Below are 19,360 nucleotides of genomic sequence, written 5' to 3' on the forward strand. Positions count from 1 at the left end.
CCGTCGGCGGGCATTTGGCCGCACATTATCGACAATTGCGCGCGGGCTTTAAACCCCGGGCCGGCCGCGGCGCCGGCGCGCCACGGGCCTTCGATGCCCTCAGCTCAGCGTCTGGGGGTCGATGTCCAGCGACCAGCGCACCCGCCGCGCCGCCGGTTCGGCTTCCAGCCAGGCGGCCAGCCAGGCGCCGGCCTCGTGGAGCCGGCTGCGCTTCTCGGCGGATAGCATCAGCTGCAGGTGATAGCGGTTCTGGCGGCGCTCCATCGGCGCCGGCACCGGGCCCAGGCAGTCCACGTCCAGCTCGCGCGCCTCGAGGTGCTCGCGCAGCGCCGCGGCGGCGCGGCCGCCTAGCTCGGTGACCGCCGCCTCCTGGGCACCCTCCAGGCGCAGCAGCGCCAGGAAGCGGAACGGCGGCAGGGCGGCGACGCGGCGTTCCTCCAGCAGCTGCTCGGCCAGGGCGTCGTAGCCGCGGGCCGAGAGCAGGCGCAGGTGCGGGTCGTCGGCGTGCATGGTCTGCACCAGCACGCGGCCCGGATGGGCGGCGCGCCCGGCGCGGCCGGCCACCTGCTCGAGCAGCTGGGCGCTGTGTTCCAGGGCGCGGAAGTCGCTGGCATAGAGGCCGGCGTCGGCGTTGACCACCACCACCAGGGTGACGTGGGGCAGGTGATGGCCCTTGGCCAGCATCTGGGTGCCGACCAGCAGGCAGGGCTCGCCGCGGCGCACCTCGGTCAGGGTCTGCTCCAGGGCGTCGCGGCGCCTCGTGCTGTCGCGATCGATGCGGTGCACCGGCACGTCGGGGAAGCGCTCGGCCAGCGTCTCCTCGGTGCGCTCGGTGCCGCTGCCCAGCGGGCGCAGGTCGGCGCTGCCGCAGTCGGGGCAGGCATCGGGCAGGGCGCGGCGCTGGTCGCAGTGGTGGCAGGCCAGCAGCGGCGGCTGGCGATGCAGGGTCAGGCGGGCGTCGCAGTGGTCGCACTCGGCGAGCCAGCCGCAGGCGTGGCAGCTGAGCGTCGGGGCGAAGCCGCGGCGGTTGATGAACACCAGCACCTGATGGCCGGCGGCCAGGGTCTCCTCGACGGCCTCGAGCACCGGCGGAATCAGCCCGCCGCGGCGGGGCGGCCGCGCAGGTCGACCAGCTCCAGGCGCGCCGGGGCGTGGCGGCTGGCGCGCTGGGTCAGGCGCAGGTGGCGGTAGTCGCCGTTCTGGGCCCGGTGCAGGGTCTCCAGCGACGGCGTGGCGCTGCCCAGCACCAGCGGGATGCCGTGATGGTGGGCGCGGGCCACGGCCAGGTCGCGGGCGTGGTAGCGCAGCCCCTCCTGCTGCTTGAAGGAGCCGTCGTGTTCCTCGTCGACGATGATCGCGCCGGGGGCGGCCAGGGGCGTGAAGATCGCCGAGCGGGTGCCGATGACGATCGGCGCCCGGCCGCTGGCCGCGGCTTCCCAGGCGTCGAGCCGCTCGTGATCGGTGAGCCCCGAGTGCAGCGCCACCACCGGCACCCGGAAGCGGCGCTTGAAGCGCGCCAGGGTCTGCGGCGTCAGGCCGATCTCGGGCACCAGCACCAGGGCCTGGCGGCCGCGGCCGGCCACCGCCTCGATCAGCTGCAGGTAGACCTCGGTCTTGCCGCTGCCGGTGACGCCGTGCAGCAGGCAGGGATGATAGGCGTCGAGGCCCTCGTGAAGCGCGGCCAGGGCGGCGGCCTGCTCGCGGTTGAGCGGCAGCACCGGCTCGGCCAGCAGCGGGCCGCCGGCCTCGGCGGGGCCGGTGCGCGGCTCCTCGCGCCGCGTGACCAGCCCCTTCTTCTCCAGGGCCTGCAGCTGGGGGCGGGTGAACGACTGGGCGAGGATGGCCTGGGCGAGCAGTCCTTGAGGATGCTGGCGCAGCATGGTCAGCAGCTCGGCCTGGCGCGGCGCCCGGCCGAGGCTCTCCGGCGTCTCGCCGGCGCCGGCCTCGGTGACCTGCCAGCGCTCCCGGGTGCGGGCCTCCAGGGCGCGGCCCTGGCGCAGCAGCGCGGGCAGCGCCTGATGCAGGGTGTCGCCGGGCGCGTGCTGGTAGTAGCGGGCGGTGAAGCGGCACAGCCACAGCCAGTCCGCCGGCAGGGGGGCGTCGTCGAGGCGGTCCTCGATCGGCTTGAGACTGGCCAGCGGCAGGTCGCTGTCGTCGCGGCACTCCACCACCACGCCGACCACCCGGCGCGGGCCGAAGGGCACTCGCACGCGCAGCCCCGGCTGCCAGCCGCCTTCCGGCGGGGCGCCGGCGGGGCGGTAGTCGAACAGTCGGCGAAGCGGGGAGGGAACGGCGATGCCCAGCACGGCGGGGGAGGAAACGGACAATTGGCCTCCGGAGGCGGCTCTGCTAGAATGCTCGGCCGCCGCGTCACCCTAAGTGGGGCGGCGCCCGGTTTGAACGTTCAGACAACCCGTATGCGGTGCCTGGCATGAGATCAGGTGGCGGCATACAGCGTAGCGAGGCTCAAGATGAAACAAGGTATCCACCCGAATTACAAGACGGTCAACGCCACCTGCTCCTGCGGCGCCACCTTCCAGGTCGGCACCACCAGCGATCAGGACCTGTCCCTGGACGTCTGCTCTCAGTGCCACCCGTTCTACACTGGCAAGCAGAAGCAGGCGACCACCGGTGGTCGCGTCGAGCGCTTCAACAAGCGCTTCGGTGCCGCCGTCAAGCGTTGATGCGTCGCCGGCGCCCGGCGCCGGCTTCGGCAGCATCCGAAAGAACCCGCCCTCGTGGCGGGTTTTTTGCGTGCCCGACGCGCGGCGCCGCCGCCTCGATAAGGGATTCTTTATGGCAGGGCGGCCAAGTATAAGTTGCGATAAATGGTGGTGAACGTCTGCGAAAGCGGTTGCTAGATTGTGTAACTTTACTAAGTTGAGAAGTGGAAGTTTTTTTTATAATCTCGCTGACCCTCAACATCACTCTGACCGGATCCTGAGCATGACAGACGCGAAGAAACAGGCGGCACTGGACTATCACGCGAAGCCCATTCCCGGGAAGCTGTCGGTGGAGCTGACCAAGCCCACCGCGACCTCCCGGGATCTCGCCCTGGCCTACAGCCCGGGCGTGGCCGAGCCGGTGCGCGAGATCGCTCAGGATCCGGAGAACGCCTATCTCTACACCGGCAAGGGCAACCTGGTGGCGGTGATCTCCGACGGCAGCGCCATCCTGGGGCTCGGCAACCTGGGCGCGCTGGCCAGCAAGCCGGTCATGGAGGGCAAGGGCGTGCTGTTCAAGCGCTTCGCCGGCATCAACTCCACCGACCTGGAGGTCAACGCCGAGAGCCCGCAGGCCTTCATCGACACCGTGGCGCGCATCGTCGATACCTGGGGCGGCATCAACCTCGAGGACATCAAGGCGCCGGAGTGCTTCGAGATCGAGCGCGCGCTGGTCGAGCAGTGCAGCATCCCGGTGTTCCATGACGACCAGCACGGCACCGCCATCGTCACCGCGGCGGGCATGCTCAATGCCCTGGACATCGCCGGCAAGTCCCTCGAGGAGGCGAAGATCGTCTGCCTCGGCGCCGGGGCTGCGGCGATCGCCTGCATGAAGCTGCTGGTGTCCTGCGGCGCCCGCGCCGAGAACCTGGTGATGCTGGACCGCAAGGGCGTGATCCACAGCGGCCGCGAGGATCTCAACCAGTACAAGGCGATGTTCGCGGTCGACACCGACAAGCGCACCCTGGACGACGCCATCGACGCTGCCGACGTCTTCATCGGCCTGTCCGGCCCCGGCCTGATGAGCGCCGACCACATCCGCAAGATGGCCGACAATCCGGTGGTGTTCGCCTGCACCAACCCGGATCCGGAGATTCACCCGGACCTGGCCCGCGAGACGCGTCCCGACGTGATCATGGCCACCGGGCGCTCGGACTACCCGAACCAGGTCAACAACGTGCTGGGCTTCCCGTTCATCTTCCGCGGCGCGCTGGACGTGCGGGCGACGCGCATCAACGAGGAGATGAAGGTCGCCGCGGTGCACGCGCTCAAGGACCTGGCCCGCGAGCCGGTGCCCCGGGCGGTGCTGGAGGCCTACGAGGCGGAGAGCATGAGCTTCGGGCGCGACTACATCCTGCCCACGCCGGTGGACGTGAGGCTGCTCGAGCGGGTCTCCTCGGCGGTGGCCCAGGCGGCGGTGGACTCCGGCGTGGCGCGCAAGCCCTATCCCTCGCACTATCCGCTCAAGACCGTGGACGACGTCTACGGCGGCTGATCGCCAAGGCGGTGCGTGAACGACGACGCCGGCCCTCGGGCCGGCGTCGTTGCGTCTGAGGGGCGCAGGAAGCAGCGCCTCGATGGCCTACCAGTCGTAGAGCAGCGAGACGTTGGTGATGCGGTCGGTGCGCGCCTCGGCGGTGTCGGGCGGGCGGGTGTTGTGCTTGATCTCGTAGGAGAGCTTGAGCGCCAGGTGCTCGTTGAGGCGCGAGGTCAGGCTCGAGAGCGAGCGGGCGGTGAGGTTGCGATCGGTGCCTTCCAGCGACAGCTCCTGGGCGAAGGAGGCGGTGTCGGAGAGGTGCCAGCGGTAGTCCATGGCGCCGTAGACCACGCCGAGCCGCTCGGTACGCTGGTCGGTCACGCTGTCGACCCGGTAGCCGGGCCCGGCTTCCAGCGACAGCACATGGCGGTCGTTATCCAGCACCTGGCGGCCGTAGCCGCCGATCACGGTGGCCTGATAGTCGTAGCCGCTGAAGCGGTCGTCCTCCCAGCGGGCGAAGCCGAAAAGATAGTGCGGGCCTTCGATGTCGTAGCGCTCGCGGGCCGCCAGCAGATACTGCTCGGCGCTGGTCTCCTCGTCCTGGGTGACGTGGCGGGCCTCGCCGCGCAGGCTGTGGGTGAAGGCGCCATCCAGCCATACCAGGCGGCCCTTGGCGATCAGGGTCTGGCTGTTGGTGTTGCCCTGCAGATGGGTGAAGCCGAGCTCGGCCTCGCCGGTCAGCGGCGGGGCATCGCCCGTCGGCTCGGGCGGGGCATAGAAGGGGGAGGCCGTGGCATCGCCGGCCAGCATCAGCAGGCCGAGCCCGCAGGCGAACATCACCTTGGAGCGCATGGTGCTTTCTCGCGGTCGGTTCGGGGGTGAGTGTTAAGGAGGGCCGGTGCGGCGGCGGGCCGCACCGGCGAAGGGGCGATCTAGAAGATGGCTTCGTAGGCGCCGGTGCCCTCGGAGCCGCTTTCCTGCTCGACGGCCTGATCGACGCGCCGGGGCTGGTAGCTGGGCAGATGGTCGGCGCGGAATATCTCCTCGATGCCGCCGGACTGGTCGTCGTGCAGCAGGCGGCCGGTATCCGGGTCGACCCGGCGGCTGACCACGCCCTCCGGGCGCTCGGGCCAGTGCTCCGGGGTCCCGTCCAGGGCCTTGCCCATGAAGTCGACCCAGATCGGCAGGGCGGCCTGGGAGCCGTATTCCGCGGTCGAGCTGTTGTCGTCCTTGCCGACCCACACGGTGGCGGCGAGCTCGGTGTTGAAGCCGGCGAACCAGGCGTCACGCTGCTCGTTGGTGGTGCCGGTCTTGCCGACGATGTCGCTGCGGTTGAGGGCCAGGGCGCGGCGAGCGGTGCCGCGCTCGACCACGTCGCGCAGCATGTCGCGGATCAGGTAGGCGGCCTCCGCCTCGACCACGCGCGGCGCGACCCGATAGGTCTTGCCGTCACGCTCGACGGTCTCCTGGTCGGCGGCACACTCGCGGCAGGCCACGATGGGATCGGCTTCCTGCACCACGGTCTGCGCCTCGCCGCTGGTGATCTTCTCGATCAGCCAGGGTTCGATGGCGAAGCCGCCGTTGGACAGCACCGCGTAGCCGCGGGTCATCTCCAGCGGCGTCAGGCTGGTGGTGCCGAGCGCCAGCGACAGGCCATGGGGCAGTCGCTCGGGGTGGAAGCCGAAGTTCTCGAGGAAGTCGATGGTGCGGTCGAGCCCCAGGGTCTGCAGCAGGCGGATGGTGACCAGGTTGCGCGAGCGGGCGAGGCCGACACGCAGGCGGGTCGGGCCGAGGAAGTCGCCGCTGGAGTTGTTGGGCCGCCACAGTTCGCTGCTGCCGTCCTCCATCACCACCGGGGCGTCGTTGATGATGGTGGCCGGATTCACCTCGCCGCTGTTCAGGCCGGCCAGGTAGATGAAGGGCTTGAAGATCGAGCCCGCCTGGCGGCGCGCCTGGAGTGCGCGATTGAACTTGCTGGCGTCGTAGTCGAAGCCGCCCTGCAGGGCTAGGATGGCGCCGGTGTCGGGGTCGAGCACCACCAGCGAGCCCTGGGCATCGGGCTGCTGGGAGAGGCGCCAGCTGCCGTCCTCGCGCTGCAGCACGCGGACCAGATCGCCGGGGCTGGCGATGTCGGCGGCGGAGTCCGGCGCCGCGCCGCGATAGCGGGCGTTGCGATAGGGCTGAGCCCAGTCGAGGCCGTCCCAGGCGATGGTGCGGACCTCGCCGCCGCGGGTCAGCACGCGCATCTCGCGGCCCTCGGTGGAGGCGACGATGGCCGGCTCCAGCGGGCCCAGCACCGGCGTGCGCTCCAGCACCTGCAGCCAGTTGCTGACGTCGCCGTCGATGCCCTCGACCTCGGTCTGGCTGCGCTCGGCGGCCTGGCGGGCGGTGCTCATCACCTCGGGAGACTCGGCTAGCTCTTCCTCGAGGCCCTCGGGGTCGGTGTTCTCCTGGGCTTCCGCCAGGCTGCGCGGAATGTCGCTCTGCTCGGCGCCGCGCCAGCCGTGGCGGGTGTCGTAGGCGATCAGGCCGTTGGCCAGCGCCTGGCGCGCCTGGGGCTGCAGCTCGCTGTCCAGGGTGGTGGTGATGCGATAGCCGCCGGTGTAGGCGTCGTCGAAGCGGTCGACGGCGTACTGGCGGGCCATCTCGGCCACGTAGTCGGCGGTGACCTCGGCCTTGGTCTGATGGCGGCTGGCGGTGATCGGCGCCTGGACGGCCTCGTCGTAGGCGGCCTGGTCGATGTAGCCGAGGTCGCGCATGCGGAACAGGATCCAGTTGCGGCGGATCAGCGCGCGTTCGGCGTTGGCCAGCGGGTTGAAGGCGGAGGGGGCCTTGGGCAGGCCGGCGATCATCGCCTGCTGGGCCAGGCTCAGCTCGTCGAGCGGCTTGTCGTAGTAGACCTCGGCGGCGGCGGCGATGCCGTAGGCGCGATGGCCGAGGAAGATCTTGTTGACGTAGAGCTCGAGGATCTCCTGCTTGCTGAGGATCTGCTCCATCTGCAGCGCCAGCAGGATCTCGCGGATCTTGCGGGTGAAGGTCTGGTCCAGGGTGAGCAGATAGTTGCGCGCCACCTGCATGGTGATGGTGGAGCCCCCGGACTGGATGTTGCCGCCGCTGCCGACCAGTTCCACCGCGGCGCGGGCCAGGCCCTTGGGATCGACGCCGTGGTGGTCGAAGTAGGAGGCGTCCTCGGCGGCCATCAGCGCATCGATCATGCCCTGCGGAATCTCGTCGAAGTCCACCGGCTGACGACGCTCCTCGCCGTACTCGCCGATCAGCTTGCCGTCACGGGTGAAGATGCGCAGCGGCGTCTGCAGTTCGAAATCCTGCAGCTGCCGGACGTCGGGCAGCCCGGGGGCGAAGTAGAGGGCGGCCCCCGCCACGGCCAGCACCGAGGCGGTGGACAGCGAGACCAGCAGCCAGAATGCCGAAAAGGTCAGGGTTCTGATGAACTTCATGAAAACGCGGTATCCATGCTGTGAACGAGTGCGAAGCGGCGGGGGCGAACGAGGGTACAGATGCGCCGGCCATTATAGGAAGCCGTCAGCGCGACCACCAGCGTTGACGTCTGGCGACACCCGTTCGTGTGAGATCAGGAAAATTCATGTAGCCTCGAATTACAGGATAAGCATGATGACAGCTGGTATCAGTTGCTGATGCCGGCGCCATACTACTATGAGCGGTTTAACGCAGGTATTCAGTCGGGAGCATGACCTAGATGCGAATCGGGGCAACCGGCAAGGGGCTCATCGGGGTCGATATCACGTCGGCCACCGTCAAGCTGATCGAACTCAAGTGGGTCGGCGGGACCTATCGTATCGAGAGCTACGCCGTGCGTCCGCTGCGCGAAGGCGCCGTGGTGGAGCGGCGTATCCGCGACATGGATGCGGTGGTCGATGCGCTCAAGCGCGTAGTGGACCACGCCAAGCCGACCAGTCGGCGCGTCTCGGTGGCCGTGCCGGCCAGCGCGGCGATCACCAAGACGCTGATGCTGCCGGCGACGCTCTCCGACGACGAGATCGAGACTCGCATCCAGCTCGACTCCGACAAGCACATTCCCTTTCCGTTCAGTGAGGTGGCCTTCGACTTCCAGCGGCTTGGCCTCAACGATCGCTATGGCGATCAGCAGGACGTGCTGCTCGTCGCCTGTCGTCAGCAGGATGTCAGCCAGCTGACCGAGGCGGTCAGCCAGGTGGGGCTGACGCCGTCCATGGTGGACGTCGAGACCTTCGCCATGGAGCGCGCCTACACCGAGCTGGCGACCCAGCTGCCGGCCGGCGGCGCCGAGGATGGCGGCGTGGCCCTGGTGGATATCGGGGCCAACATGAATGCCTTCCACGTGCTGCGCGACGGGCGGATCACCTACAGCCGCGACACCGTCTTCGGCGGTCGGGCGCTGACCGAGGAGATCCGCAACCGCTACGGGCTGAGCCTCGAGGAGGCCGGCCTGGCCAAGAAGCGCGGCGGGCTGCCGGACGACTATCGCCGCAGCGTGCTCGATCCCTTCCTCGATACCCTGGTGCAACAGGTCGGGCGCTCGCTGCAGCTCTACTACACGGCCGGCCGCAAGCAGGAGGTGCATCGCATGATCCTGGCCGGCGGCACCGGCGTGCTGCCGGGGCTCGCCGACCGCCTGGCGGCGGAAACCGGGATGGAGGTGGTGATCGCCAATCCCTTCCGGCGCATGAAGATGAGCTCGCGGGTCGACGTGCAGACCCTGTCCGGCGATGCGCCGGCCATGCTGACGGCCTGTGGGCTGGCGATGAGGGCGCGCGGATGACCATCGAGATCAATCTTCTGCCCTGGCGTGAGGCGCGGCGCCAGCGGCGCAGCAAGCGCTTCTACCTGGCCCTGGGGCTGGTCGCCCTGATCGGCCTGGGCGGTGGCTATGCCGTGACCGGGTACTACGCGCAGCAGCTGACGACCCAGCAGCAGCGACACACGCTGATCCGCCAGCGCACCGCGGAGCTGGATCGCGATATTCGCACCGTCAGCGAATACGAGGCGCGGCTCGAGACCCTGGAACGACGCATCGCGGTGCTGCAGGAACTGCAGGCCGAGCGTCCCCAGACCGTGCATGTCTTCAATGCCCTGACGGCCAGCCTCGAGGAGGGCGTGTACTACGCCGACCTCCAGCGTCAGGGCGACCGTCTGCGCCTGACCGGCCTGGCCGAGGACAATCGCCGCGTCTCGGCCCAGCTGCGGGCCCTCGAGGCCTCGCCGGTGCTCGACGTGCCGGTGCTCTCCGAGGTGGAGGCCGAGGAGGGCGCGCGCCGCTTCGATCTCAGCGTCGGCCAGCACATGCCGGGCACCGCGAACGATACCGGGAGCGACACCGGGAACAAGGAGGTGGCGCCATGAACCTCGCGACCGAATGGCGGCGCCTGAAGGACGTGGAGCCGGGCGAGCTGGACATCAAGGAGGCCGGCGGCTGGCCCTTCCTGCTGCAGCTGATCTGCTGCCTGCTGATGGTCGGGCTGACCTTCGCCGGTCTCTACTGGTATCTGGCGGCGCCCAAGGCCCAGGAGCTGGAGAGCGCGCGGCAGGAAGAGACGCGCCTGCTGCGGGACTATCGCAGCAAGGCGGCTCAGGCGGCCCACCTGCCGATGCTGCGCGAGCAGGTGGAGACGCTGGACGGGCGCCTGGACGTGCTGGTGGGCATGCTGCCGAGCGGCCCCGAGATTCCGTCGCTGATCGACGACATCAGCGAGTCGGCCATCGACAGTCAGCTGGTCATCGACGCCATTCGCCTGCGCACCCCCGTCGAGCGGGAGTTCTACGTCGAGCACCCGTTCGATATCCAGGTCCGCGGCGATTACCACCGTATCGGTTCCTTCCTCGCCGCCGTCGCCGATCTGCCACGCATCGTGACCCAGCACGACTTCACGCTCGAGCCGACCGAGGGCGGGCGGCTCGAGCTGTCGATGCTGGCGCGGACCTACAGCTATCGGCCGCCGGAAGCGGCCTCCGACGAGGAGGAGGCGCCATGAAGAGCTGGGGGCATGGCCTGGCGCTGCTGGGGGTGGTGCTGTCGCTCGGCGCCTGCCGGGACGCCGATACCGGCGATCTCGAGCAGCAACTGGCCTCGCTGCGGGCCGATCCCGGCGAGCTGGCGCTCGAGCCGCTGCCGCCGATGCCGGTCTATCACGCCGTGGACTACCGTTTCGCCGACCAGCGCAGTCCCTTTCAGGTGCGGCTGCCGGAGAGTCGCACCCTGCCGGAGGGCGACGTCGACCTGGCGCCGGACACGTCGCGGCCGCGGGAGCCGCTGGAGGTCTATGATCTCGGCCAGCTGGACCTGGTGGGCACGCTCACCGTGGGCGGCGCCCCCTCGGCGCTGGTGCGGGCGCCGGACGGCAACGTGCATCGGCTTCGCGTCGGCGACCACATGGGCTCGGATTTCGGACGCATCGTCGACATCACCGCCGCCTCGGTGCAGCTGGTGGAGATCGTGCCCACCGGACGCGGCGGCTGGATCGAACGCAGCACCCAGCTAGCGCTGGACGGCTAGACAACACGCGCAAGCCCGCCCGGAGACGGCGGGGCCTGGAGGGGAAAGGGAACCATGAAAACGACGATGCGAGCTCTCGCGGCCCTGGCCATGCTGGTGGTGTCCACCTCGGTCATGGCGGCCTCGACGCTGACCGGCCTGGACTACCGTCAGGGGGCCGGCGGTGCCCTGGAGGTCGACCTGTCCTTCGACGGCGGCGTGCCCGAGGTGCGCGGCTATCGCCTCGATGAGCCGGCGCGGCTGACCATCGATCTGATCGAGACCCGCAGCGCCCTGGAGCGCCGTCGCCAGGAGCTGGGCGTCGGGGGTGTCGAGCGGGTCACGGCCCTGGAGGCGGGCAGCCGCACGCGCCTGGTGTTCGACCTGGAAGGGCCGCTGCCCTACGACACCGTCCAGCAGGGCGATCGCCTGCGGCTGTCGATCGGCGGCAGCGTCGCGTCGTCCGCGCCCGAGGCCACCGGCGGCTCGGCCGCGGGCTCGTCCGTCTCCGCGTCGGCGGCGGCCGTGGCCGGCCCGAGCATCACCGACATCGACTTCCGGCGCGGCGAGGACGGCGCCGGACGCGTGGTGGTGTCCTTCGATCGCGGCGGCGTGGATGCGCGCGTCAGCGAGAGCGGGCGCTCCGACATCGTCGCCCGGCTGAGCGGCGTGCGCCTGCCGGCCTCCCTCGACCAGGTCTATGACGTCACCGATTTCGGCACGCCGCTGCGCCGCATCACGCCGCGGGCCGGCCGTGACGGCGTCACGCTCGACATCCAGGGCAGCGGCGACTTCGCCATGCTGTCGACCCAGAGTGGCCGTCGGCTGACGATCTCGGCCCAGCCGGTCACGCCCCAGCAGCGCGAGCAACAGGCGCGCGAGCAGTTTTCCTACACCGGCGATCGCATCACCCTCAACTTCCAGGACATCGAGGTGCGTTCGGTGCTGGCGATCATCGCCGACTTCACCGGGTTGAACCTGGTGGCCAGCGACAGCGTCACCGGCCGCGTCACCCTCAACCTGCAGGACGTGCCCTGGGATCAGGCGCTGGATCTGGTGCTCAAGAGTCACGGCCTGGCCAGTCGGCAGGAGGGCAACGTCATCGTGGTGGCGCCGGCCGAGGAGCTGGCGGCCCGGGAGCAGCTGGAGCTGCAGACCCGCGAGCAGCTGGAAACGCTGGCGCCGCTGGAGACCGAGTACATCCAGGTCAAGTACGCCAAGGCCGACGATCTGGCGCAGCTGCTGCGCGGCGAGAGCGGCTTCGGGCTCTTGACCGAGCGCGGCCGCGTCGCCGTGGATCCGCGCACCAACACCCTGCTGCTGCAGGATACCGCCGACCAGATCAGCAACATCATGGATACCCTGGAGCGCCTCGACGTGGCGGTGCGTCAGGTGCAGATCGAGGCGCGGATCGTGATCGCCCGAGACAGCGCCACCCGCGAGCTGGGGGTCAGCTGGGGGCTGTCCAACAACGAGGGAGGCTCGCCCAACGGTCTCAACGCCGGCGGCGCCTCGTCCGGGGTCGCCGACAGCGGCGGGCTGTCCGTGGATCTGGGGGACGAGCTGAATCCGTCCACGGCCTTCAGCTTCGGCTATCTCTCCGGCGACGTGCTGCTCGACCTGGAGCTGCGCGCGCTGGAGAGCGAGGGCAAGAGCCAGACCATCTCCCAGCCGCGGGTGATCACCGCCAACCAGAGCACCGCGATCATCAAGCAGGGCACCGAGATTCCCTATCAGGAGTCGACCTCGAGCGGGGCGACCGATACCGAGTTCAAGGAGGCGGTGCTGTCGCTGGAGGTGACGCCGCAGATCACGCCGGACAATCGCATCATCATGGATCTGGCGATCAACAATGACACCGTCGCCGATCAGTCCTTCAACGGCGCCCCGGCCATCGACACCAACGAGATCATGACCCAGGTGCTGGTGGACAACGGCGAAACCGTGGTGCTTGGCGGCATCCTGACCACCGAGCAGGTGCGCAGCCTGTTCAAGACGCCCTTCCTGGGCGACATCCCGGTGCTCGGAAATCTCTTCCGCTATACCGAGGACTCCAACGATAAGGTAGAGTTGCTGGTATTCATCACGCCCCGAATACTGGATGACAACCTGGCCATTCGCTGATGCCGGCATTACCCAATCTGATTTTGATCGGCCCCATGGGGGCCGGAAAGAGCACCATCGGCCGCCTTCTGGCGGCCGAGCTGTCCCGAGACTTCCACGACAGCGATCATGAGATTCAGGATCGCTGCGGCGCCGATATCCCGTGGATCTTCGACGTCGAGGGCGAGGCGGGCTTCCGCGAGCGCGAGACCCAGATGATCGATGAGCTGTCGGCGCTGGAGGGCGTGGTCATCGCCACCGGCGGCGGCGCGGTGCTGCGCGAGGAGAACCGGCGCATGCTGCGCGACAGCGGCACGGTGATCTATCTCTACACCACCGTCGAGCAGCAGCTGCGGCGCACCGCCAAGGATCGCAATCGTCCGCTGCTGCAGCGCGATGACAAGGCCGAGCTGCTGGAGCAGATGTTCGCGCAGCGCGATCCGCTGTACCGGGCCACCGCCGATGTGGTGGTGCGCACCGATCGTCGCGGCCCGCGCGCCGTGGTCAACGAGATCGTGCGCCGCGTGGAGCGCCTGATCGACCCCCTGCACTGCAAGGCATGAACATGACGCGATCCAACGATGCCCGGCGCACCCTGACGGTGTCCCTGGGCGAGCGAAGCTATCCCATTCATATCGGCCCCGGGCTGCTGGGCGATCCGCACTGGCTACGGCCGCATCTCGCCGGCCGCCAGGTGATGATCGTCACCAATGAGACGGTGGCCCCGCTTTATCTGGAACGGCTCAAGGCCGGCCTCGACGACGACCTGACGGTGCGCGAGGTGGTGCTGCCGGACGGCGAGGCGACCAAGACCCTGGCCAGCGTCGAGCGCATCTGGGATGCCCTGCTCGAGGCCGGCTTCAACCGGCGCTGCACCCTGGTGGCGCTGGGCGGTGGCGTGATCGGCGACATGGCGGGTTATGCCGCGGCCTGCTACCAGCGCGGCGTGGCCTTCGTGCAGGTGCCGACCACGCTGCTGTCCCAGGTGGATTCCTCGGTGGGCGGCAAGACCGGCGTCAACCATCCCCGCGGCAAGAACATGATCGGCGCCTTCTGGCAGCCCCGGGCGGTGCTGATCGATACCGACACCCTCTCGACCCTGCCGCCCCGCGAGCTGTCCGCCGGCCTCGCCGAGGTCATCAAGTACGGGCTGATCCGCGACGCCGACTTCCTGGCCTGGCTGGAGGCGAGCATGGCGGCGCTGCGCGCGCTCGATGCCGAGGCCCTGGCCTGGGCCATCGAGCGCAGCTGCGGCCTCAAGTCCGAGATCGTCGCCGAGGACGAGACCGAGCAGGGCGTGAGGGCGCTGCTCAACCTGGGGCATACCTTCGGGCACGCCATCGAGACGCATCAGGGCTATGGCCGCTGGCTGCACGGCGAGGCCGTCGGTACCGGCATGCTGCTGGCCGCCGAGCTGTCGCAGCGGCTGGGCTGGCTGTCCGGCGAGGAGGTGGCGCGGACCCGGCACGTGCTGGCGGCGGCCGAGCTGCCGCTGGCGGCGCCGGCGGACATGGGCGTCGACGACTTCCTGTCGATCATGCGTCTCGACAAGAAGAATCTCGACGACCGGCTGCGGCTGATCCTGCTGCGGCGACTCGGCGACGCCTGCATCCATGACGAAACGCCGCCCGAGACCCTGGCGGCCCTGATGGAGGCCTTTCCCCGGCAGTGATCGCTCGCTCTCGTGATGTCGCACGATCAACGCCCGCTGCTTCCGGCAGCGGGCGTTGTCGTTTCCGAGGGTGTGGGTGACGCCTTCGCGAGTGAAATGCGTGAATCTGTATGCGGTATGCAGTATCGGTATGGGGTGAAAACGTCATTTAAGACTAAAGTCTAATGCATGGGTCGCGGTGAAAATGCCTCGGGTCGGTCGTTTGCAACTCGTTGAGTTAGCGTGGTTTTTTCGTTGAGGGTTGCGGCAAGTCGCGGATTTGCCGAAGGTTTTTGGCGCCCTGGGGATGGCGTGGCATTGCGCGGTCGAGGGGGGATGGCTATTCTGTGAAGCCTTTTGCCGCGCAGTTTCGATGCCGCGAATCGGGCATCAAATAAGAAGAAAAACCTCTAAGCATACCATAAAAAACTGCGAATAAAACTCTTTCGATACCTGAGGCACGCCCATGAACAGAGGTCTTCATCAACCCGGCGAGTTTCGTGACAACTGCGGGTTCGGTCTGATCGCCCACATGGAGGGGCAGGCCAGTCACGATCTGCTGCAGACGGCCATCGAGTCGCTGACCTGCATGACCCACCGCGGCGGCATCGCCGCCGACGGCAAGACCGGCGACGGCTGCGGCCTGCTGCTGAAGATGCCCGAGGCCTTCATGCGCGCCGTGGCCAAGGAATCGCTCGGCGTGGAGCTGGGCAGCCGCTTCGCGGTGGGCTCGATCTTCCTGCCCGACGACGACGCCCGCGAGGCCGCCGCCCGCGCGACCCTCGAGCGCGAGCTCGAGTCCCGTGGCCTGACCGTTCAGGGCTGGCGCGACGTGCCGGTCGATCCGAGCGTCTGCGGCCCCATGGCGCTGGACTGCCTGCCGCGCATCCGCCAGCTGTTCGTCGAGCCCGGCGACACCGCCGCGGACACCTTCGACGTCGAGCTCTTCATGGCCCGTCGCCGCGCCGAGCAGGCGCTGCGCGACGACGAGGACTTCTACGTCAGTTCGCTGTCCTCCGAGGTCGTCTCCTACAAGGGTCTGGTGATGCCGGTCGACCTGCCGGCCTTCTACCGCGACTTGGGCGACGAGCGGCTGGAGACCGCCATCTGCGTCTTCCACCAGCGCTTCTCCACCAACACCGCGCCGCGCTGGCCGCTGGCCCAGCCGTTCCGCCTGCTGGCCCACAACGGCGAGATCAACACCATCGAGGCCAACCGCGGCTGGGCGAATTCCCGCAAGGAGAACTTCGTCAGCGAGCGCCTGCCCGACATCGCCGAGCTCGACGAGATCGTCAACACCTCCGGCTCCGACTCCTCGAGCATGGACAACATGCTGGAAGTGCTGCTGACCGGCGGCATGGAGCTGCATCGCGCGGTGCGCATGATGGTGCCGCCGGCCTGGCAGAACGTCGAGATCATGGACGGCGACCTGCGCGCCTTCTACGAATACAACTCCATGCACATGGAGCCGTGGGATGGCCCGGCCGGGGTGGTCATGACCGACGGCCGTCAGGCGGTCTGCATGCTCGACCGCAACGGCCTGCGTCCGGCGCGCTGGGTGATCACCAAGAACGGCTACATCACCCTGGCCTCCGAGATCGGCACCTACGACTACAAGCCGGAGGACGTGGTGGCCAAGGGGCGCGTGGGCCCGGGCCAGATCCTGGCCGTGGACACCCAGACCGGCGAGGTCCTGCACACCCAGGACATCGACTCGCGTCTCAAGTCGGCCTATCCCTACAAGCGCTGGCTGAAGCAGGAGGCCAACTATCTGGAGTCCGCGCTGACCGAGCTGGCCCGCTTCCAGAACATGGATGCCGAGACCCTGGCGGTGCGACAGAAGATGTTTCAGGTCAGCTTCGAGGAGCGTGACCAGGTGCTGCGTCCGCTGGCCGAGAGCGGCCAGGAGGCGGTCGGCTCCATGGGCGACGACACCCCCATGGCGGTGCTGTCCGGCAAGCAGCGCCTGCTGACCGACTACTTCCGCCAGAAGTTCGCCCAGGTCACCAACCCGGCCATCGACCCGCTGCGCGAGTCGATCGTGATGTCGCTGGAGAGCTGCATCGGTGCCGAACTCAATGTCTTCGAGGCGACCCCGGATCACGCCCACCGCCTGGTGCTGACCACGCCGGTGCTGTCGCCGCGCAAGTTCACCGCCCTGGTGAACCATGAAGACCCGGCCTTCAACAGCCACAGCCTGTCGCTGGCCTACGATCCCGAGACCATCGGGCTCAAGGGGGCGCTGCAGGCGCTGTGCGACGAGGCCGCCCAGGCCGCCCGCGACGGCAAGGTGCTGCTGGTGCTGTCCGACGCCGAGGTGGCGAAGGGGCAGCTGCCGATCCACGCCGCCCTGGCGGTCGGTGCCGTGCACCATCATCTCGGCCGGCTGGCGCTGCGCCCGCGGGTCAACCTGATCGTCGAGACCGGCTATGCCCGCGACGCCCACCAGATGGCGGTGCTGTTCGGCGTCGGCGCCACCGCGGTCTATCCGTGGCTGGCCTATCAGGTCATGGCCGACATGCATCGTACCGGCGAGCTGGTCGGCAACCCGGCCGACGCCCGCGAGAACTATCGCAAGGGGCTGCAGAAGGGGCTGTTCAAGATCCTGTCCAAGATGGGCATCTCGACCCTGGCCTCCTATCGCGGCTCCCAGCTGTTCGAGGCGGTGGGCCTGGCCTCCGAGGTCATGGACCTGTGCTTCACCGGCATGGCCTCGCGCATCGAGGGCACCGGCTTCGCCGAGCTGCAGTTGCAGCAGGAGCTGCGGGCCAAGGACGCCTGGTCGCCGCGCAAGAGCATCTCCCACGGCGGCCTGATGAAGTACGTCCACGGCCACGAGTACCACGCCTACAACCCGGACGTGGTCAAGGCCCTGCAGGAAGCGGTGCAGGAGGGCGATTACGCCAAGTGGAAGAGGTTCGCGGGCCTGGTCAACGACCGCGAGCCGGCCACCATCCGCGACCTGCTGCGCCTCAAGCCCGCCGAGACGGCGCTGCCGCTGGACGAGGTCGAGCCGATCGAGGACCTGCTGCCGCGCTTCGACAGCGCCGGCATGTCGCTGGGCGCGCTGTCGCCGGAGGCCCACGAGGCCCTGGCGCAGGCGATGAACGAGGCCGGCGGTCGCTCCAACTCCGGCGAGGGCGGCGAGGATCCGGCGCGCTACGGCACCGTCCGCAGCTCCAAGATCAAGCAGATCGCCTCCGGTCGCTTCGGCGTCACGCCGGCCTATCTGGCCAACGCCGAGGTGCTGCAGATCAAGGTGGCCCAGGGCGCCAAGCCCGGCGAGGGCGGCCAGCTGCCCGGCGGCAAGGTCAACGGCCTGATCGCCCGGCTGCGCTACGCGGTACCCGGCGTGACCCTGATCTCGCCGCCGCCGCACCACGACATCTACTCCATCGAGGACCTGGCGCAGCTGATCTTCGACCTCAAGCAGGTCAATCCGAGCGCCCAGGTGTCGGTGAAGCTGGTCTCCGAGCCCGGTATCGGCACCATCGCCACCGGCGTGGCCAAGGCCTATGCCGACCTGATCACGGTGTCCGGCTATGACGGCGGCACCGCGGCCAGCCCGCTGACCTCGATCAAGCACGCCGGTAGCCCCTGGGAGCTCGGCCTGCCCGAGGTCCATCAGGCGCTGCGCATCAACGGCCTGCGCGACAAGATCCGCCTGCAGACCGACGGCGGCCTGAAGACGGGCCTCGACGTGATCAAGGCGGCGATCCTCGGCGCCGAGAGCTTCGGCTTCGGTACCGCCCCGATGGTCGCCCTGGGCTGCAAGTACCTGCGAATCTGCCACCTCAACAACTGCGCGACCGGCGTGGCCACCCAGCATCAGGCCCTGCGCGACGAGCACTTCCGCGGCACCGTCGACATGGTCAAGCACTACTTCCGCTTCATCGCCGAGGAGGTGCGCGAGCTGATGGCCCTGCTGGGCGTGCGTCAGCTCACCGAGCTGATCGGCCGCACCGATCTGCTCGAGGCGATCGAGGGCGTGACGGACTCCCAGCGTCGTCTGGACCTGTCGCCGCTGATGACCAACGACTTCGTGCCCGCCGAGGCGCCGCAGTTCTGTCAGGTCAGCCGCAACGTGCCCCACGATCCGGGCGCCAAGAACCAGGAGGTGCTCGAGGCGCTCGAGTCGGCCATCGAGCACAAGTCCGGCGGTGAGTTCGATTTCACGATCACCAACTGCGACCGCTCCGTCGGCGCGCTGATCTCCGGCACCATCGCCAAGCAGCACGGCGAGGCGGGCCTCGAGGATGCGCCGCTGACCGTGCGCTTCAACGGCGTGGCCGGCCAGAGCTTCGGCGTGTGGAACGCCCGCGGCCTCAACCTCTACCTCGAGGGCGACGCCAACGACTACGTCGGCAAGGGCATGAACGGCGGCAAGGTGGTCATCGTGCCGCCCCGCGACAGCGGCTTCGAGAGCCACAAGACGGCGATCATCGGCAACACCTGCCTGTACGGGGCCACCGGCGGCACGCTGTACGCCGCGGGGACCGCCGGCGAGCGCTTCGGGGTGCGCAACTCCGGCGCCCGGGCGGTGATCGAGGGGGCCGGCGACCACTGCTGCGAGTACATGACCGGCGGCCTGGTCACCGTGCTCGGCGAGGTCGGCGTCAACTTCGGTGCCGGCATGACCGGCGGCTTCGCCTACGTGCTGGACGAGGACCGCAGCTTCGTCGACAAGTACAACCATGAACTGGTGGAAATCCACCGCGTCAACACCGAGGCCATGGAGGCCCATCGGCGACACCTGAGGGAAATCATCGAGGAATACGTCGCGGAGACCGGCTCCCGGCGCGGTCACGACATCCTCGAGGACTTCAGCGACTTCATCCGTCACTTCTGGCTGGTGAAGCCCAAGGCGGCGAGTCTCGCCAGCCTGCTGGATGAATCCCGTCGGCGTCCCGAGTAAG

General features: G+C 68.9%; 12 protein-coding genes and 1 pseudogene. 10 read left to right on the forward strand and 3 right to left on the reverse strand.

What is annotated here, in order from left to right; all coding sequences use genetic code 11:
- Positions 1–99: 99 nt before the first annotated feature.
- Positions 100–2,327 (reverse strand): annotated as a pseudogene (locus UYS_RS16650) (primosomal protein N').
- Positions 2,328–2,471: 144 nt separating this feature from the next.
- Between UYS_RS16650 and rpmE the strand changes: the two are divergent.
- Together rpmE and UYS_RS0200290 are read left to right on the forward strand one after the other, a co-directional pair.
- Positions 2,472–2,684, forward strand: a complete 213-nt coding sequence (gene rpmE / locus UYS_RS0200285) for a 50S ribosomal protein L31 (protein WP_016853488.1) — start codon at positions 2,472–2,474, stop codon at positions 2,682–2,684.
- Between the two features lie 262 nt (positions 2,685–2,946).
- Complete coding sequence (locus UYS_RS0200290) at positions 2,947–4,218, forward strand: malic enzyme-like NAD(P)-binding protein (protein ID WP_016853489.1); 1,272 nt, start codon at positions 2,947–2,949, stop codon at positions 4,216–4,218.
- Between the two features lie 87 nt (positions 4,219–4,305).
- On the opposite strand, the gene UYS_RS0200295 is transcribed toward UYS_RS0200290, so the two are convergent.
- Both UYS_RS0200295 and UYS_RS0200300 read right to left on the reverse strand, forming a co-directional pair.
- Positions 4,306–5,052 carry a DUF481 domain-containing protein gene (locus UYS_RS0200295; protein ID WP_016853490.1) on the reverse strand — a complete coding sequence of 249 codons (747 nt, stop codon included), beginning with the start codon at positions 5,050–5,052 and terminating at the stop codon, positions 4,306–4,308.
- 80 nt (positions 5,053–5,132) lie between these two features.
- Positions 5,133–7,658 (reverse strand): penicillin-binding protein 1A, encoded by a 2,526-nt coding sequence (locus tag UYS_RS0200300; RefSeq protein ID WP_016853491.1) that lies wholly within the window; start codon positions 7,656–7,658, stop codon positions 5,133–5,135.
- Between the two features lie 260 nt (positions 7,659–7,918).
- Between UYS_RS0200300 and pilM the strand changes: the two genes are divergently transcribed.
- The 8 genes from pilM (at position 7,919) to gltB (ending at position 19,359) form a co-directional block, all read left to right on the forward strand.
- Entirely contained in the window at positions 7,919–8,980 is a 1,062-nt protein-coding gene (pilM, locus tag UYS_RS0200305) for a type IV pilus assembly protein PilM (protein ID WP_016853492.1), read from the forward strand.
- The gene (locus UYS_RS0200310) at positions 8,977–9,561 is read left to right on the forward strand and encodes a PilN domain-containing protein (protein WP_016853493.1); all 585 of its coding nucleotides are present in this window, start codon (positions 8,977–8,979) and stop codon (positions 9,559–9,561) included. The genes pilM and UYS_RS0200310 overlap by 4 nt, the downstream gene beginning before the upstream one ends.
- Positions 9,558–10,190, forward strand: coding sequence for a type IV pilus inner membrane component PilO (locus tag UYS_RS0200315; RefSeq protein ID WP_016853494.1), 633 nt, complete (start codon positions 9,558–9,560; stop codon positions 10,188–10,190). Before UYS_RS0200310 ends, UYS_RS0200315 begins: the two co-directional genes overlap by 4 nt.
- The gene (locus tag UYS_RS0200320) at positions 10,187–10,711 is read left to right on the forward strand and encodes a pilus assembly protein PilP (protein ID WP_016853495.1); all 525 of its coding nucleotides are present in this window, start codon (positions 10,187–10,189) and stop codon (positions 10,709–10,711) included. The genes UYS_RS0200315 and UYS_RS0200320 overlap by 4 nt, the downstream gene beginning before the upstream one ends.
- 66 nt (positions 10,712–10,777) lie before the next feature.
- Entirely contained in the window at positions 10,778–12,814 is a 2,037-nt protein-coding gene (locus UYS_RS0200325) for a type IV pilus secretin PilQ (RefSeq protein WP_016853496.1), read from the forward strand.
- A complete protein-coding gene (gene aroK, locus UYS_RS0200330) occupies positions 12,814–13,356 on the forward strand; it encodes a shikimate kinase AroK (protein WP_026068246.1) in 543 nt (180 codons plus the stop codon). The genes UYS_RS0200325 and aroK overlap by 1 nt, the downstream gene beginning before the upstream one ends.
- A complete protein-coding gene (aroB, locus tag UYS_RS0200335) occupies positions 13,353–14,465 on the forward strand; it encodes a 3-dehydroquinate synthase (protein WP_016853498.1) in 1,113 nt (370 codons plus the stop codon). The genes aroK and aroB overlap by 4 nt, the downstream gene beginning before the upstream one ends.
- Positions 14,466–14,910: 445 nt before the next feature.
- Positions 14,911–19,359 (forward strand): glutamate synthase large subunit, encoded by a 4,449-nt coding sequence (gene gltB, locus UYS_RS0200340; protein ID WP_016853499.1) that lies wholly within the window; start codon positions 14,911–14,913, stop codon positions 19,357–19,359.
- Position 19,360: the final 1 nt, after the last annotated feature.

The organism is Halomonas smyrnensis AAD6 (genome assembly GCF_000265245.1).
In the GTDB taxonomy this organism is placed as follows: Bacteria; Pseudomonadota; Gammaproteobacteria; order Pseudomonadales; family Halomonadaceae; genus Halomonas; species Halomonas smyrnensis.

What these genes read in the sequence shown, in the direction of transcription:
- UYS_RS0200320 (WP_016853495.1), top strand. Translation starts at nt 10,187, where the DNA reads ATGAAGAGCTGGGGGCATGGCCTGGCGCTGCTGGGGGTGGTGCTGTCG.
- UYS_RS0200290 (WP_016853489.1), top strand. Translation starts at nt 2,947, where the DNA reads ATGACAGACGCGAAGAAACAGGCGGCACTGGACTATCACGCGAAGCCC.
- rpmE (WP_016853488.1), top strand. Translation starts at nt 2,472, where the DNA reads ATGAAACAAGGTATCCACCCGAATTACAAGACGGTCAACGCCACCTGC.
- UYS_RS0200325 (WP_016853496.1), top strand. Translation starts at nt 10,778, where the DNA reads ATGCGAGCTCTCGCGGCCCTGGCCATGCTGGTGGTGTCCACCTCGGTC.
- aroK (WP_026068246.1), top strand. Translation starts at nt 12,814, where the DNA reads ATGCCGGCATTACCCAATCTGATTTTGATCGGCCCCATGGGGGCCGGA.
- gltB (WP_016853499.1), top strand. Translation starts at nt 14,911, where the DNA reads ATGAACAGAGGTCTTCATCAACCCGGCGAGTTTCGTGACAACTGCGGG.
- pilM (WP_016853492.1), top strand. Translation starts at nt 7,919, where the DNA reads ATGCGAATCGGGGCAACCGGCAAGGGGCTCATCGGGGTCGATATCACG.
- UYS_RS0200315 (WP_016853494.1), top strand. Translation starts at nt 9,558, where the DNA reads ATGAACCTCGCGACCGAATGGCGGCGCCTGAAGGACGTGGAGCCGGGC.
- UYS_RS0200310 (WP_016853493.1), top strand. Translation starts at nt 8,977, where the DNA reads ATGACCATCGAGATCAATCTTCTGCCCTGGCGTGAGGCGCGGCGCCAG.
- UYS_RS0200300 (WP_016853491.1), bottom strand. Translation starts at nt 7,658, where the DNA reads ATGAAGTTCATCAGAACCCTGACCTTTTCGGCATTCTGGCTGCTGGTC.
- aroB (WP_016853498.1), top strand. Translation starts at nt 13,353, where the DNA reads ATGAACATGACGCGATCCAACGATGCCCGGCGCACCCTGACGGTGTCC.
- UYS_RS0200295 (WP_016853490.1), bottom strand. Translation starts at nt 5,052, where the DNA reads ATGCGCTCCAAGGTGATGTTCGCCTGCGGGCTCGGCCTGCTGATGCTG.